At 74.2% G+C, this 16255-nt stretch carries 8 protein-coding genes; 3 read left to right on the top strand and 5 right to left on the bottom strand.

The window, feature by feature from the left end:
* Positions 1-241 precede the first annotated feature (241 nt).
* The gene (locus HG543_RS17215; protein WP_169345872.1) at positions 242-1294 is read left to right on the top strand and encodes a hypothetical protein; all 1053 of its coding nucleotides are present in this window, start codon (positions 242-244) and stop codon (positions 1292-1294) included.
* Between the two features lie 18 nt (positions 1295-1312).
* Here the strand turns inward: HG543_RS17215 and HG543_RS17210 are convergent, their stop codons facing one another.
* On the bottom strand, positions 1313-1918 hold the full coding sequence (locus tag HG543_RS17210; protein ID WP_169345871.1) for a hypothetical protein: 606 nt from the start codon (positions 1916-1918) through the stop codon (positions 1313-1315).
* 166 nt (positions 1919-2084) lie between these two features.
* On the opposite strand from HG543_RS17210, the gene HG543_RS17205 reads away from it, so the two are divergent.
* The gene (locus HG543_RS17205) at positions 2085-3614 is read left to right on the top strand and encodes a M28 family peptidase (RefSeq protein WP_171817849.1); all 1530 of its coding nucleotides are present in this window, start codon (positions 2085-2087) and stop codon (positions 3612-3614) included.
* Between the two features lie 24 nt (positions 3615-3638).
* On the opposite strand, the gene HG543_RS54510 is transcribed toward HG543_RS17205, so the two are convergent.
* Positions 3639-6677 (bottom strand): tetratricopeptide repeat protein, encoded by a 3039-nt coding sequence (locus HG543_RS54510; protein WP_246357095.1) that lies wholly within the window; start codon positions 6675-6677, stop codon positions 3639-3641.
* A gap of 205 nt (positions 6678-6882) precedes the next feature.
* Here HG543_RS54510 and HG543_RS17185 point away from each other — a divergent pair, with 205 nt between their 5' ends.
* Positions 6883-7638 (top strand): hypothetical protein, encoded by a 756-nt coding sequence (locus HG543_RS17185; RefSeq protein WP_169345869.1) that lies wholly within the window; start codon positions 6883-6885, stop codon positions 7636-7638.
* A gap of 3 nt (positions 7639-7641) precedes the next feature.
* Here the strand turns inward: HG543_RS17185 and HG543_RS17180 are convergent, their stop codons facing one another.
* The 3 genes from HG543_RS17180 to HG543_RS17170 all read right to left on the bottom strand — a co-directional run.
* Positions 7642-9942 (bottom strand): AAA family ATPase, encoded by a 2301-nt coding sequence (locus HG543_RS17180; protein ID WP_169345868.1) that lies wholly within the window; start codon positions 9940-9942, stop codon positions 7642-7644.
* 1 nt (position 9943) lies between these two features.
* A complete protein-coding gene (locus tag HG543_RS17175; RefSeq protein ID WP_169345867.1) occupies positions 9944-13336 on the bottom strand; it encodes an AAA family ATPase in 3393 nt (1130 codons plus the stop codon).
* A 4-nt stretch (positions 13337-13340) separates the two neighbouring features.
* On the bottom strand, positions 13341-16255 hold a 2915-nt coding region (locus tag HG543_RS17170; protein ID WP_169345866.1), incomplete at its 5' end, for an AAA family ATPase.

The raw sequence follows: 16255 nt of genomic DNA, 5'->3' as shown, positions 1-16255 counted from the left end.
TCATCCGGGACGGCGGTGCCTCGTCCCTCCGGCCGCCCGGGACTTCAGGTCGGACCAGGGGGCGAGCGGCGCGGGACGGGCCCCCGGGTTCGCGAGGCCGCCGGAGCCTCCCCGCCAACCCGTGGGCTACTCTGCATGGCGCGGTGCGGGACACCGGCGGTGACCCCGCCGACACAGGGGGGCCGAGGAGGCGCCCCGCGCGAGGAGCAAGCACATGCGGCAGGAGACAGCGGAGGCTGGAGTGGAACAGGGTCGGGAGGTGGCGCCGCTCCGTGCCGCGCACCTGGTGGGCAGCATCCCCGCCGCGGAGACGGCGGAGGCGATGCGGCTCGCGCTGGAGCTGCTCGGGAAGCGCCTGCGCTTCCTCCCGGATGGCGAGGCCGGGACGCGGCGGAACTGGATTGCCCACATCATCGACTCGTTCCGGAAGCACCCCGACCTGGAGCTGCGCCGGAATGGGGACTGGAGCTCCTACAAGGAGGTGCCCTCCTTCGGTGTGCGCCGGGGCCACCGGCTGACGGAGGCGTCGCTCGACCTGGGGTACGTCGCCGCCTACGCGGAGAGCTACGAGGTGTTCCGGCGGCTGCGCGCGCAGGCCGGAATGCCGGACCTTCGCTTCCAGGCGGGACTGCCCGGCGACCTCGACCTGGCCCTGTTCACCCTGGGGCCCGTGGGTGCCCTGCGGTGGGGCGCCGCCTTCCGCGGGGCCCTCCTGCGCGAGCTGCGACAGCTGCACGCGCTGGGGGGGGCCGACATCGTCTTCCAGCTCGAGGCGCCGGTGGAGCTGGTAACGGTGTCCAAGGCACCGGGGCTGCTCCAGTCGCCCCTCGCGTCCTACTTCGCGTCCCGGCTCGCGGGCTTCGCGCGGGAGGCACCCGAGGGCGCCCGGTTCGGGGTGCACCTGTGTCTTGGAGACCTGAACCATGCGTCGCTCGGGCGGCTCGGGGACGCGCGCCCCATCGCCGAGCTGGTGAATGCCCTGACGCGCGCGTGGCCCGGGAACCGGCCCCTGGAATATGTCCACGTGCCATTCGCCGCGGGCGAGAGCACGGCGCCCACGGACGCGCGCTTCTATGCGCCGCTCGCGCGCGTGGTGCTGCCCGAGCGGACGCGCTTCGTCGCCGGCCTCGTGCACGAGCGCTGGACGGAGGCGGAGACCCGGCCGGTGCTCCAGCACGTGGAGCGCGCGCTGGGGCGGCGGGTGGACGTGGCCGCCGCCTGCGGGCTGGGGCGGCGCTCCCGGGACGAGGCGGTCCAGGTGATGCGGACCACCCTGGCGCTCTGCGGGGACTGAGCGGCCCCATGCCGCGGGTCAGCAGCTCAGGGTCATCCAGATGACGTCGACGGCGGAGTCGTCCTGCATCTGGAACTGGAGCATGTCGCCCACCTGGCTCATGTCGAGCGGCATGCAGAGGGTGCCGGCCTCGCCCGGGTTCCAGGTGGCGCGCAGGGCGGGGACCACCGGCAGGCTGGTGACCTGCGGGAAGCCATAGGTGCCGAAGTCGGTGTTGTAGACGGTCACCCGGTCGTCCTGCGGCGTGTCCAGGTGCGCGCGGGCGCGGAAGCACAGCGTCAGCGAGCAGCTGGGTGCGAAGCAGCCGCGCAGGCCGTGGCGCAGCGTGGCCACGGTGTGGCGGTTGGCCGTGCTGTCATCCAGCGTCTTGAGCCGCGCGGTGGGAATGCCCTGGGAGTTGAGGTAGCTGACGAACTCCGGCAGCGCGGTGGGGGCGTACGGGAGCGGATCCGGTCCGCCGCCGAAGTTGTCGGCGGTGCCGAAGGTGACGGTCGTCACCGGGGCGCACGCGGCCTGGGACTCGGTGCCGGTGGCCTCCTCGGGGACGGCGATGTCCTCCGCGGGACCACAGGCGACGAGCGCGAAGGGCAGCAGACCGAGGGCGAACAGGGAACGACGGGACATGGGGGACCTCCGTGTGGCGGGTGTGGGAGGCGCGTCATCGCGCCATCCGTCCTATCAACGGCGCCCGCCGGAAATGTTCCCCGCTGCGTCCCAGCGGGGCTTGAAGGGAAGGGCCGGGGCGGAAATGCTGGCGCCGCTCCTCCCACACCCCCGAGGTCTTCCCCGCATGTCCCGCTCCCGTCTGTCGCGCGGCCTCGCCGCGCTGTCGCTCGCCGTGTCCCTCCCGATGGCCGCCGGAGCCGAGGAGGCCGCCCCGTCCGCGCGTGAGCGCGAGGCCGCGCTGCTCGTCGGGAGCGTGCTCGGGGGGACGCCCATGTTGGACGACCTGCGCTCGCTGGTGGACGAGGTGGGTGGACGCGCCACCGGCTCCGAGGCCAACCGCCGCTCCGTGGAGTGGGCGCTGGAGCGCTTCCGCGCGGCCGGCGTGACGGCGCGCGCGGAGGCCTTCCGCATGCCCATGCTGTGGCTGGAGCGGAGCGCCTCCGCCACCGTGCAGGGGCAGGGCGTGCGCTTCGCCCCGCGCGTGGCCGCGATGCCCTTCTCCACCGCCACGCCGAAGGGCGGCCAGTCCGCGCCGCTGGTGGACGCGGGGCGCGGCACCGAGGCCGACTACAAGCGCCTGGGCGCCAGGGCGCGCGGCGCCTTCCTGCTGGTGGAGACGGACGAGCTGCGGGACGTGGACGGGCTGTTCCGCGAGTACAACGAGGCGGTGGGCATCGAGTCCCGCGCGTTCGCCGCGGGCGCGGCCGGCGTCGTCTACATGGGCAGCCGGCCCGGCAACCACCTCTACCGGCACAGCGTCTCCGTGGGGGAGAAGAACACCCGCCCGATGCTGGTGATGGAGCGCGACGGCGCGAAGCGCGCGCTGCGGCTGCTGCGCGCGGGCAAGGCCCTGACGCTCAACGCGGCGTTGGATTTGCAGACGGGCGGCCCGTACGAGACGAAGAACGTCATCGGCGAGATTCGCGGCACCACGCGGCCGGACGAGGTCGTCGTCCTGGGCGCGCACCTGGACAGCTGGGACCTGGGCGGCGGCGCGCTCGACAACGGCGCCAACGTGGCGATGCTCATCGACCTCGCGCGGCAGATGCAGCGGCTGGGCCTGAAGCCCGCGCGCACCCTGCGCTTCGCGCTGTGGAACGGCGAGGAGCAGGGGATGCACGGCTCGGCGGGCTACACGCGCACGCACGCGGCGGAGCTGGACGGGCACGCCATGGCGCTGTCGGTGGACATCGGCTGCGGCCGCATCACCGGCTTCTACACCAACGGCCGTCCGCCGCTGGTGCCGCTGGTGGACAAGGCGCTGAAGCCGGTGGAGGGCCTGGGGCCCTTCACGCAGGTGGACGTGCCGGTGGTGGGCACCGACAACTACGACTTCATGCTGAACGGCGTGGCCAACCTCATCGCCAACCAGGAGGCGGCCACCTACGGGCCCAACTACCACGCGCGCTCGGACGAGTTCGAGCAGTGCGACGCGCGCACGCTGCGCACCAACGCGGCCGTGGTGGGCTCGCTCGCCTGGGGCTTCGCCACCATGGACGAGAAGCTGCCCCGCCAGAGCCGCGCCGAGATTGAGTCCCTCGTCAACTCCACCGACCTGGCCCAGCAGATGAAGGCCTTCGACGTCTGGGACGAGTGGACCAATGGCACCCGGGGCCGCTCGCCCGAGCGCCAGGCGACGCCCGGCGCGCGCTGACGTGCCGCCCGGGCGGGGTGCGGCTCAGCGCGCGCCCCGCTCGGCCAGCCACGCGTCGACGCGCTCCACGGACAAGGAGCGGGACGGGTCGTCTCCGGTCAGCTTCGCCCTCGCTTCCCGGGCCAGCCGCAGGGCCCGCTCGCGGTCCTTGCCCGACTCCCACAGCGCGCGCGCCAGCAGGAAGAGGGTGTCGGAGCGCTGGCCCGTCTGGGGCTGGGCGCGCTCCCACCCGGCCAGCGCGCGCTCCAGGGGCGCCACGGCTTCCAGGGGCCGCCCCGCCTTGATGAGGGCGGAGCCCAGGTCATTGAGCAGGAGGGTCCACAGCCCCCGCGAGTCATCCTGCTGCATGAGCATGATGTCGACGGCGCGCTGGATGCTCCGCACCGCATCATCGAAGCGCTGCTGCCGGAGCTGCGCGCGGCTGATGAGGCGCAGCGGCGGCACCAGGCCCACGTCGTACGCGCCGAACCGCTTCTGGCGGATGGCGAGGGATTGGTGGAAGTACTCCTGGGACTTGTCCCAGTCCTCCAGCTGGAAGAACAGGAACCCCACGTTGCTGTAGATGATGGCGACGCCCATGCTCTCGGGCCCGTCCGATTTCCGGGCGACCTCCAGAGAGCGCTCGTAGACGGGCAGGGCCTCGGCCATCCGTCCCTGGACGACGAGCGTGGAGCCCAGGTCATTGAGCGCGTCGTAGACGCGGGGATGGTCGGGCCCCAGCGTCCGCTCGAAGATGGCCAGGGCCTCGCGGCACAGGGCCTCGGCCAGCCCGTTCTCGTTCTGCGAGCGGAGCACGAGCACCAGCGCGAGCCGCACCCGGGCGACCTCCGGGTGCTCGGGGCCCAGGGCCTGCCGCGTCAGGGCCACCGCGCGCTCCACGTGCGCGCGCGCTTCCACGAGCTCGCCCTGGTCCAGCCGGGTGGCGCCCAGCTCCTGGTACACGTCCGCGGCCTCCAGGCTGTCCGGCCCGAAGGACTGCTCGACCAGCGTCAGCGCCTGCCGCTGCTGGGCCAGGGCCTCGTCGAAGTGGCCCTGCTTGCGCAGCAGCGTTCCCGCGTACGTCAGGAGGTTGACGCGCAAGAGCTCGTTGCCGCCGCCGAGCCGGTCGATGGCGGCGGCGGCGCGCTTCCTCCAGCGCGAGGCCTGCGCGTACTCGTCCAGCCCCACGGTGGAGACGCGCACCAGCAGCGTCCAGGCCCGGGCGGCCACCGCGTCCTGGCGCGTGGCCTCCGCCGCGTCCAGCGCCTCGAAGAGCGCCTCCTCCGCGCCCTTCCAGTCCCCGGCCCCCTCGCGCAGCTCACCGAGGAGGAGGAACGCCTCCGCGCCCTCGCGCCGGTCTCCCGCCTCGCGCGCCGCCTTCGCCACCGGCTCCACCAGCGCCACGCCCTCTTTGTAACGGCCGGTGGTCTTCAGCGCGCGGCCCTGCGCCAGCGTCTCGCGGAGCTCCTGGTGGCGCTCGCGGGTGGCCGGGTCCTCCGGCGCGGGCGCTCCGCCGGGGGCCAGGGCCTCCGAGCAGGACGACAGCGGTGGCAGTGCCTTCACGGCGCGGTGCGCCTCGTCCACCATGCTCGCGTCCGCGCGCGACAGCAGCCGGGACAGGGCCGACACGTCCGCGAGCCGGCTGTCGAGGCAGCGCATGCGCCACGCCAGCACCTCCTCGGACTGGCCGCCGCGCACGCGCGTGGCCTCGCAGGCGGTGGTGCGCGTGGTGGCCCAGGCGGCGGTGTACGCGTCCAGCTCGCGCCGCACCCGCTGCCATGTCGCGTCCGCGTAGGGGCGGCCGGTGGCGAGGAAGGCGGTCGCCACGGCCTGCTGCCGCTCCGGGCCCCAGACGGGGGCGAGCTCCGCCGTGGCGTCGCAGGCCTGCGCGCGGCGCGTGTGCACCGTATGGGTGAGGCCCACCGCGGCGGCCAGCAGCGTCAGCCCGCCGGCCACCGACAGCCCCCGGCGCCAGCGCACGGCCGGGTCGCGCTGGAGCTCGGCCAGCAGGGCGTCCATCGACGGGTGGCGCTCCTCGGGACGCACGGACAGGCCGCGCAGCAGCACGCGCCGCAGCCAGGGCGGCACGCGCGTGCCGGGGGGAGGAGGGCGCACGCGCCCCGCGCGCAGCTCGGCCTTGAGGGTGTCCAGCGAGAGGCCCTCGAAGGGGCGCTCGCCATACAGCGCCTCGTGGAGCGCCACGCAGAACGCGAACTGGTCTCCGCTCGGGCCCGCGCGCACGCCGTCGCAGAGCTGCTCCGGCGCCATGTAGGCCGGCGTGCCGCCCAGGACGGAGCGGGTCGTCAGGTCCTCCGAGGAGGTGGACGGGCTCGTGCCCGGAGCCGGGCGGAGGTCCGTGGCGGGCGCGCCGAGGTGCGCGAGGCCGAAGTCGGTGACGCGCACGCGGCCGTCGCGGCCGACGAGGAGGTTCTCCGGCTTGAAGTCGCCATGCACGACGCCCGCCGCGTGCGCCGCCGAGAGCCCCCGGCCCGCGTCCAGGAAGAGCGCCAGCACCTGCCGCCACGGGCGCGGCGCCACCTTCAGCCACGCGCCCAGGGTCTGCGCCTCCACCAGCTCCATGGCGAGGAAGACCTGCTGACCGAAGGTGCCCACGTCGTACACGGGCACCACGTGCGGGTGCGAGACGCGCGCCATGGCCTGGGCCTCGCGCAGGAGGTGGGCGCGGCCCTGCTCCATCTCCAGCCCCAGCGCCCCCGCGCGCAAGAGCTTGAGGGCCACGCGCCGGTCCAGCTCCGGGTCATACGCGCTGTAGACGACGCCCATGCCGCCGGCGCCCAGGGGCTCCAGGACGAGGTAGCGCCCCACTTCGGTGCCCTTCTCCAGGGGCATGTCCCGCGTGGGCGCCGCGCGGTCGGCCAGGGAGTCCCGCTCCCGGTCCGAGCCGGGCTCCTCCGGGTTCTGCGCGCGCAGGCCCTGGGCCACCAACTGGCGGCAGTTGGCGCAGGTGTCGAGGTGGGCGTCCACCTCCGAGGTCTGCTCGGGCGACAGCTCGCCCAGCAGCAGCTTCATGAAGAGGGGCTCGTCGATGCAGCGCATGAGGACGTCCACCTTCCTGGGCGTCATGCGGGGACGGTACGGCTCGGGGAGGACGCAGGCGGACGATACACTCCTCTCGCGCTGGACCGCGCGTGCCGCCCCGGCTTTCGCGACAGGGAACCCCACCCGGGTGGGTGCTCACCCGTCCGGAGAGCCTCCAGGGTGGCGTGCGCTGGCCGAGACCGGGCGGAGGGCCCTGCGGCCGCTGCTCGCCCGTCTCCATCTTGAGGACATGACGAACCGACGGTTCAAGCCGCAGTCGCTCGTTGTGTTGCTCGCGCTCGCCACGCCCGCGCTGGCGCAAGAAGAAGGCGTGGAGGGGCGTGCCCAGGAGCTCTTCCTGGGTGAGGAGGCTCCGCTGAATCAGGCCCATGAGTTGGAGGCCGGCAGCGGGCTCGACTGGGAGGAGGACTCGGGAGAATCCCGGTTCCAGATGCCGGTGCATGTCGAGTACGGCCTGACCGACCGGCTCCAGGTCCAGGGTGAGGCGGAGCTCTCTCCGGAGGGGGAGAGCGACGTCTTCGAGGAGGGGCGCATCGGGGCGAGCTGGGGGCTGGTGAACGACGGGCAGCGGGGCCTGGCGGTGTCGACGGGTGTGCAGGTCCTCGCGCTGCGGGACGCGCCCGACGCGTCGCTGCGGCCGGGCGTGGCGCCCTTCCTGCTGGCGTACAAGGACTTCGGCCCGGTGGGGGTCAACGCCAGCGCGGAACTCGACGTGCTGCCCTCCAGTGGCGGGCGCGATGCCACCGTGCAGCCGGACCTGGGCCTCGGGGTGGTGGTGGGCAGCGGTATGCTCCGGCCCAAGCTGGAGGCGGCGTGGCGCAACGAGGAGGGAACCGATGCGGGCATCCTCGCGCCGGGCCTGTACGTGCGGCCCGCGGAGTCGGTGGAGGTGGGCGTCTCCGTGCCCTGGTGGCTGGAGCGCGGTGGGGAGAACCACCTGGGGGTGAGCGCCCTGCTGACCTGGAGCGGAGGCGGCTCGAAGTAGGGCTCACCCGTTCGCGGCCAGCTCCACCTTTCCCTCCGCGCCCACCCGCAGCATCACCTGGCCGGGTGGGGCGCTCGCGTGGGCGGCCAGCCACTGCGCGAGCACCGCCACCACGTGCTGCTCCACCGCGCGCTTGAGCGGGCGCGCTCCGTAGCGCGCGTCGAAGCCGGTGCGCGCCAGGTGCTCCACCACGTCGTCGCCGAAGGACACCTTCACGCCACGGCGGGTGAGGCCCTCGCGCGACAGGGCCGCTTCCAGCGTACGGCGGGCGAGCGCCCGGATGACCTCCGGCGTGAGCGCGCGATAGGGCACCACCTGGTCCAGCCGGTTGAGCAGCTCCGGCCGGAAGAAGGCCGTGGCGGCCCCCAGGTAGTGCGCCTCCAGGTCCCTCACGCTCCCGCCGCCGAACCCCATCGAGCGGCCCGCGCTGTCCGCGCCCAGATTGCTGGTGAGCAGCACCACGGTGTTGCGGAAGCTGACGGTGCGGCCCGTGCCATCCGTGAGGCGCCCCTCGCCCAGCACCTGGAGGAGCAGGTCGTGCACACCGGCGTCGGCCTTCTCCACCTCGTCCAGCAGCACCACGCCGAAGGGCTGTTCACGCACGCGCCGGGCAAGGCCGCCCTGCTGACCACCCACCTCGCCCACCAGCCGCGCCGCGCTGCCCGGCGCCGCGTACTCGGCCATGTCGAAGCGCGCCAGCCGGGCCGTGTCGCCGAAGAGGTACTCCGCCAGCGCGAGCGCCGACTCCGTCTTTCCCACGCCCGTGGGCCCCAGCAGCAGGAACGCTCCGAGCGGGCGGGACGGGTCCGCCAGCCCCGTCTTCAGCGTGACGATGAGGTTGCGCAGCAACAGCGTCGCCTCGTCCTGGCCGACGATGCGCTCGCGGAAGCGCTCGAGCAGCGCCTCCGGGTCCAGGCGCACCGCCGGGTCCACCAGCTCGCGCGGGTAGCCGGTGCGCGTGCAGAAGGCCCGCGTGACACCGCCCGCGTCCACCTCGCCCGCGTCGGAGGGCTGGGTGCTGGCCGCGCGCAGCAGGGCCACCGCGCCACCGGGCGGGGGGCCGTCGCCGAAGCGCTCCGTCAGCTCCGCGGCCCGGTCCAGCGCGTCCGGCGTGAAGCGCACCTTGCGCGCGCGGGCCACCCGCTGCGACGCCTGCTGCACGGCGGCGCGCGCGGCCACCGGTGGCAGCGGAGGAACCGCCATGTGCCGCAGGGCCTGCAGGAAGGCGCCATGCGTGCGCTCCGCGCGGGCCACATCCTCGGCCGTCGCCTCCACCACCAGCGCCACCTCGCCGCTCTCCAGGGACGGCAGCAGGTGCCGGGCCACGTCCAGGCCCGTGTCGCCGCCGCCCAGCGACAGCAGCTCCGACAGGCTGTCCAGGTGCAGCACCGCGCGGCGCCTGCGCAGCTCCTCCACCATCCGCTGCACGCGCTGCTGCCACTGCCCCAGGTAGCGCATGCCGGCCATGATGCGGCCGCCCGACGTGCTGTACACCTCCAGTCCGTGCAGCGGACTGTCGGCGGTCTCCGCGCGCTGCACCAGCTCGTGCACCAGCGCGGTCTTGCCCACCGAGGGCGGGCCCACCAGCAGCACGCTGGCGCGGGTGCTCGACGTGACGGCCTCGGCCAGCCGGGCCACCTCCGCGTCGCGCTCCCAGGCGCGCTCCAGCAGCCCGGCGCGGGCCTCCTCGTTGAGGCAGCGGCTCGCCTCCGCGAGGCCGGGAGGCGGGGGAGGGCGCCGCGTCTTCTTCGACTCCTCCTGGCTGGCGCGGGCGCGAGGTGAGTTCCGGACCTTGGCCGGCACGGAGAGCGTCTCCACCGACTCCTCACCCACGTAGGCCAGCGATTGGAGCTGCTCCAGCGGCGCCATGTACAGCTCGTGGCGGACCAGCTCCTCCACGAAGGGCTCCAGGTCCGCCGGGTCATGCAGGGTGTCCTGTACGCCCACGCGAGGCACCCACACGCGCACCGGCCCCTTCGCCGCCTCGCCCTTGCGAGCGGCCCGCTTCTTCGCGCCGCGCTCACCGTGCGTCAGCACCGTGAGGCGCAGCGGCACGGGCAGCAGCCGCCCGTGCTGCACGGCGCGCACGGTGAGCAGCATGCGGCGCTGACGCAGGTCCTCCCAGTGCGTCTCCTCTTCCCACAGTTGTCCGCGCGCGAGCAGCCGGCCCAGCACCTCCACGAGGTCCAGCCGCGCGGCATTCACGTCCGTCGCGAACGAGGCCAGGTGCGGGTGCGTGAGCACATGGGCCGCCACGCCCACGCCCGGATAGCGGCGCACGAAGAGATGGAAGTCCTTGTCCATGTCAGCCCTCCTCCCGGGCCGCGTGCCGCAGCACGCGTCCCGCCCACGCCAGCGCTTGCGACGGCGGGCGCCGGCTCGCCAGGTGCGCCACCTCGCTCTCGCGGCCTTCCATCACCACGCGGCCGGAGCCCTGCTCCGGTGCCGTCCCCGCGCGCCGGGCCTCGCGCTCCGCCAGCCGCACCGCGTCCCGCGCCACCACCGCGCGCGGCACGTCGTCCAGCAGGTCCGCGTCTCCCTTCAGCAGCTCCACGCGCACCGGCGCCGGACGCACGATGTCTCCGTGCGCGGCCTCCACCAGCGCGTAGCCCTCCAGCGGGGCGAGCACCTCCGCGAGGCCGAAGCCCGTCAGGCCCACCACGATGCGCCGCACCCGGACTCCGGCCGGACGCTCCGAGGTGAGGCGCGCCCACGCGACACGGCCATCCGGCTCCACCCGCTCCTCGTGCACCACCGCGCGCCCGAGGTCCTGGGGCAGCGCGCGCGCCACCGCGTCCAGCGCGGAGACCGGCGCGTCACCCAGCCCTTCCATCAGCACCGCGCATACGTCGGGCCCCCGCTCACGGCAGGCGAGCTGGTGCGCCAGCCACTCCACCTCGTCCCGCAGGGCCACCACCCGGGGCCGGCAGCGGCGCAGCCGCTCCTCCGGAGACACCGGCAGGGGCACGGCGGCGTAGCCAGGCCGGGCCCGCAGGCCGCCGCGGCCGATATTGCGACTCCAGTCGTACCCGTGCGCGAGCGCCTTGGTCACCGGCACTTCCCTTTCCAGGAAGTCCCGCTCGGCCAGCTCGTTCTCCCGGATGTCCACCGCCTCCACCGACAGGCGCCCGAGCCGCTCCACCAGCTCCACGGCTTCCGGATGCAGGTCCGTGCCGGACGGCCGTGCCGCCTCGCGGGCCGACAGCGTTTCCAGCCGTATCGCCGTCGCCTCCAGCACGCGGGACACCTCACCCAGCGTCCAGCCCGCCGGGTCCGGCTCTGGGGCCCAGGCCGGCTCCCGCACCATCAGCTCCACGGACAGGCCCATGTCGTCGCCGCGGCGGAACAGCTCCACGCGGGCGAGGTCCTCGGCGCCGCGCCGGATGAGATGATGGGCCAGCGGCACCGTGAGGCGCCGCTCCAGGGCGCGCTTGAGCGGGCGAGCGCCGTAGCGCGGGTCGTAGGCCTGCTCCACCAGCAGGTCCAAGAGCTGCGACTCCACCTCCACCAGCACGTTGCCGCGGCGGATGCCCCGGCGCGACAGCAGCGACTCCAGCGCGTGCTCCACCACCACGCGCAGCGCGGCGGGCGTCAGCGGGCGGAAGGGCACCACGCGGTCCAGCCGGTTGAAGAATTCAGGGCGGAAGAAGGCGCGCACCGCGGAGAGGTAGTGCGCCTCCGCGCTCTCGGCCGTGCGGTGGAAGCCGGTGCGGGCGGCGGCCTCGCGCACACCCAGGTTGGAGGTCAGCACCACCACCGCCTGCCGCGCGTCCACGGTGCGGCCGGCGCCGTCCGTCAGCCGTCCCTCGCCGAGGAACTGGAGGAGGGCGTCGAAGATGCGCGGGTGGGCCTTCTCCACCTCGTCGAAGAGCACCACGCAGAAGGGCTGGGTGCGCAGCGCGGTGGTCAGCTCGCCGTCCGGCGCGCCGGGCTGGCCGAGCAGCCGGGTGATGCTGGCGGCGGAGACGAACTCGGACATGTCGAAGCGCACCAGCCGGCCCTCGCTGCCGAAGAGGGTGCGCGCGAGCGCCTTGGCCGTCTCCGTCTTCCCGACGCCGGTGGGGCCCACGAAGAGGTACGTGGCCAGCGGCTTGTCCGGCGGCTGCAGCGAGCGCTGCAACGTGAGGATGGCATCCACCACCGAGGACACCGCCTCCGGCTGGCCCGCCACCTGCGCGGCCAGCTCGCGCTCCAGCGTCTCACGCGTCTTCGGGGGCGCGCTGCCCAGCACGAAGTCGGGCAGGCCCGTCTGCTCGCGCATGGCGGCGGTGACGTCCCCCGCCGTGAAGCGGCGCACGCCGTCGTCGTCCTTCGTGCCGGGCCGCGCCACCACCCGGCGCAAGAGCCGCACGGCCTTGCCCGGAAAGGCCTCGTGCGCCACGAAGCGCTGCTGCAAGTCCAGCAGCGTCTCCAGCGCCAGCGGGGACAGCCGCACCGCGCCGGCGCCGCTCGCGGCCTCCAGCTCGCGCAGCGTGCCCAGGAGCGCGGGCAGCGTGCCGCGCGCGTCCAGCGCGGGCACGTGCACCACGCGGAAGAGCGAGGCGAAGGTGGGGGCCAACTCGCGCACGCGCTCGAAGCGCTCCGGCGTGGACTCTGCCAGCACGGTCAGCTCGCCGCGCGCCAGGTGCGGCTCGATGTACTGCGCCACGTTGGTGCGCTCGTTGCTGGTGCGTCCCGCGTAGACGAGCGAGGCCAGGTCGTCCACGTAGAGCAGGTCGCCCACCTCCTTCAGCTCCTGCACCACCTCGCGCGCGCGGGCCTCCCACTGGCCCACGAACATCATGCCGGCGATGAACTGGTTGCCGTCCACGCGCCACACGTCGCGGCGGGTACCGGCGGCGTCCTGCCGGGCGGTGAGGCGGCGCACCACCTCGTGCACCAGCGCCGTCTTGCCGGAGCCGGGCGGGCCCACCAGCACCAGCGCGGCGCCCTCGCGGCCCTCCAGCGCGTCCACCACCTCGCGCACCAGGGCCTCGCGGCCGTAGCAGCGCTCCAGCGCGTCGTCGCGCGCGCCGTGGCTCAGGTTTCGCGCCACCTCGCGCAGCTCCACCAGGGACAGGCGGCGGCGGTTGCGGCGGGCCTCGCGCTGCTCGGGCGTCTCGGGAGGCTCCTTCTCCTCCTTCTTCTCGCTCGACTTGCGGCGGCGGGGCGGGGCGGGCGGCTTCGGCGGCGTGCGCGGGAGGATGGTGGGCGCGTACGCATCCACCTCCAGCAGCTCCAGCCGCTCGCGGCCCTGGGCCCAGCCCGTCCACTCCTTGTCGAGCGTCTCGATGTCCCGCTCCAGGCACCACGCGGCCATGCGGCGCGCGAGCGCCTGGGGCAGCGCGTCCGGGTGGGCGAGCGCGAAGCGGGCCTCGGGCAGCCGGGTGGGCGTCACCACCCAGAAGTCGTCACGGGGCCACTTCTCCAGCAGCACCGCCATGCGGCCCTCGAGGACCACGCGCCGGTTCTTCTCCCGGTCGCGCTCCTCGATGTTCACCTTCACGTGGCGCAGGGCCATGTGGGGCGGGAGCTGGTACGCCGCCACGGCGGAGGCGGCCTCCTTCTCGAAGCGCTCCATGACGGCGAGCGCCAGCTCGTCGCGCAGCGCGGAGAAGCTGGGGCCCACCTTGTGGAGCGCGGGCCAGAAGGCGGGCACCCACGCCTCCACGAGCCGCCCGCCGAGCGGGGAGATGACGATGGGAAGCTTGAGGTCCATGGCGTCAGTCCTCCTCCTGCGTGCCGAAGACGCGCCACTGAAGCCACGCTTCCAGGAGCGCTTCCATGTTCGGACCCTCCGGACCGAAGCGCTGCTTCGCGCCGGTGCGCAGGTCCTCCAGCGAGCCGCCTCCCTGGCCGTTCGCGGTGGGGCGGATGCGGCGCACCTCGTGCTTCGGCAGCAGCTTCTCCAACGCGTCCATCCTGGGGAGCGAGTACACGTTCGGGGCGGAGGGCTCGAAGCGGACGCGCACCACCGCGGCCTGGCTGCCCTCGACGAAGCGGTGCACGCCGTGCTCGCTCGCCAGCAGCAGGGGATGGATGTGGCCCGTCACCTGGATGGCGTACCCCGCGGGCGCGGGCTTGATTTCGTCCAGGGGCGTCTTCTTCTCCTGGGCCCAGAAGAGCGGCGCGTCCTTGCGTGACGGCTTCTTCTTCTCGCCGTCCTTGGGCTCCTCGGGCTTCAGCAGGGCGCGCTGGAAGGACAGCGACTGCGCCGCGGCCCAGGACTCGTAGGCCTTCGCGAGGGTGACGAGCTGCGGCCACGCGCCGCGCCCGGGGATGAGGATGAGGGTGCAGCCCCGGGAGGTGGGGAAGAGGCTGGCATAGAGCCGCTCGCGCAGGGGGAGGAACGCCCGCCGCAGTCCGGACACCTCGCGTGCCAGCGACTCGGCCTGACCCACCGCGCGGGACAGGTGCGCTTCGAAGAGGAGGTCCTCGATGGCCTCCGCCTGCTGGGCGACATCGCGGAAGGCCTTCTCCAGCTCGCGGGCCTCGGACGACTTGCGAGAGGACTCCTCGGCCAGTCCGCGCTCCTCCCAGTACGCGGGCTGGCGGGACGCCTTGTCGAAGACGGCCAGCTCGCGCCGCAGCGCCACCATGGGGTTGGAGCGGCTCCAGCGCTGCACCTCCGCGCGCAGGCTGGCCGCCTCCTCCAGCACCTTCTCGATGGCCTGTCGCCCCACGCCCTCGGCGGCGCCGCCCACCGACTCCGCGCGCAGCTGGAGGCCCTCGCTGTTGGCGTCCACGGACAGGCTCACCGGCCCGTTCCGCGGATGCTCGGCGAGCCACGCCGCCACGGGCACGACGAGCTCGCGCTCCAGCGCGCGCTTGAGGGGACGGGCGCCGTAGCGCGGGTCGAAGCCGCGGGCCGCGAGCCAGTCCAGCGCGGCGGGAGTGACGTCCAGCCGGGCGTCATGGAGCGACAGTCCGGGCCGGCGGCACACGGCCTCCACCTCGCGCACCACCAGCCGGCGCAGCAGGTCCGCGGAGAGCGGCGAGAAGACGACGACGTCGTCGAGCCGGTTGAACAGCTCCGGGCGGAAGAAGCGCTGCACCTCGGCGAGGTAGTGGGCGCGCAGCACGGCGGCGTCGGGCAGTGCGCCGGCCGAGTCGAAGCCCACGCGGGCGCGCCAGGTGTCCGCGCCCAGGTTGCTGGTGAGGACGAGCACGGCGTTGCGGAAGTCGGTGAAGCGGCCGGACGCGTCGGTGAGGCGGCCCTCGCCGAGGACGCCGAGCAGCGCGTCGTGGACGGCGGGGTGGGCCTTCTCCACCTCGTCCAGCAGCACCACGCAGAAGGGCTGGCGGCGCACGGCCGAGGAGAGGTGCCCGGGCGTCTCGCCGTCGCCAAGCAGGCGCAGGAGCGCGTCCGGGCCGGCGTACTCGCCCATGTCGAGGCGCACCATGCGCTCCTTCGCGCCGAAGAGCAGCTCCGCCAGCGCCTTGGACAGCTCCGTCTTGCCAACGCCGGTGGGGCCCACGAAGAGGAGGACGCCGAACGGGCGGCGCGTGTCGGCCAGACCCGCCTTGAGCACGGACACCACCGAGGCGGCGCGCTCCACCGCGGTCTCCTGCCCGAGCACCCGCGTGGAGAGGAAGGCGCGCACCTGGCTTGCCTCCATGGGCATGTCGTCGCGCAGGAGGGCCTCGGGGATGCCGGACTCGGAGGCGAACTGGCGGATGGCGTCCAGGTGGGTGACGCGCGACTGCGCGGCGTGCGTGCAGGTGGCCAGCAGGCGGCGGAGGAACGTCACCGCGTTGCCCACCTGGGCGCCGTAGGGCAGGAAGCGGCGGCAGAGGAAGCGGACCTCCTCCAGCGCCTCCGGAAGGACATCCATGGCGCCCGACTCATCGGCGGCCACGCGCTCGACGATGCGGGCGAGCGCGTCCGGGGCGGGTTCCTCCACGCGTACCACGGAGAAGAGGCGGGCGAAGCTGGTGTTGCGGCGCTCCACCACGGCCCAGTCCTCGGGCGTGGCCTCGGCGACGACGGACACCTCGCGGGTGGCGAGCAGCGGGAGCAGGAGCTGGGCCACGTTCTGGTCGCTCTGGGCGCTCTTGCCGGCGTCGAGCAGCTCCAGGGCATGGCCGAGGCAGATGATGGCGTGGGAATCGGTGGCTTCGCGGAAGCAGGTGAGCACCTGCTGCTGCCAGTCCCCCCAGCCGCCCTGGCCGGCGATGAGGCGGGTGCCGTCGAGGAAGAAGAAGGGGCGGACACGCTCGGTGGCGGTGGCGCTCTTGGCGCGCAGGGCCTGGGCGAGCGCGTGGAGCACGGCCGTCTTGCCCACGCCCGAGGGGCCCACCAGCACGATGGCCTCCGCGTCCTTCGCGGCGAGGCGGGAGCGCAGCAGCGTCACCAGCGCGTCCTGCTCGTAGGCGGGGTCGAGCTGGTCGTCCTGCGCGAGCTTGTGCCAGGGCACGGCGACGCGGTCCAGCGTGGGCGTGGGTGGCGGCTTGTCGGGCTTCGCGCCGGCATCGCGGCGGTTGCGGCGGCGGCGCGGCTCCCACGAGTCGAGGTCCGGCGCGTCCTCGTCGTCATCGTCCGGGCCGGTGTTGCCCTTCTCGGCGGGGGCGTCGGGGGGACGCGGCGGCGGGCGGATGTCGAGGGGGAGCTGGCGCGGGGGGAGGGAGGAGAGCTGGC

The organism is Pyxidicoccus fallax (assembly GCF_012933655.1).
GTDB lineage: Bacteria > Myxococcota > Myxococcia > Myxococcales > Myxococcaceae > Myxococcus > Myxococcus fallax.
Note: the sequence above shows the minus strand (reverse complement) of the source record. Positions and strands in the feature narration are given on the sequence as shown.

Bases quoted from the DNA above. Each gene is read 5' to 3' on its own strand.
- HG543_RS17210 (WP_169345871.1), bottom strand. From the start codon at position 1,918: ATGTCCCGTCGTTCCCTGTTCGCCCTCGGTCTGCTGCCCTTCGCGCTC.
- HG543_RS17205 (WP_171817849.1), top strand. From the start codon at position 2,085: ATGTCCCGCTCCCGTCTGTCGCGCGGCCTCGCCGCGCTGTCGCTCGCC.
- HG543_RS54510 (WP_246357095.1), bottom strand. From the start codon at position 6,677: ATGACGCCCAGGAAGGTGGACGTCCTCATGCGCTGCATCGACGAGCCC.
- HG543_RS17185 (WP_169345869.1), top strand. From the start codon at position 6,883: ATGACGAACCGACGGTTCAAGCCGCAGTCGCTCGTTGTGTTGCTCGCG.
- HG543_RS17180 (WP_169345868.1), bottom strand. From the start codon at position 9,942: ATGGACAAGGACTTCCATCTCTTCGTGCGCCGCTATCCGGGCGTGGGC.
- HG543_RS17175 (WP_169345867.1), bottom strand. From the start codon at position 13,336: ATGGACCTCAAGCTTCCCATCGTCATCTCCCCGCTCGGCGGGCGGCTC.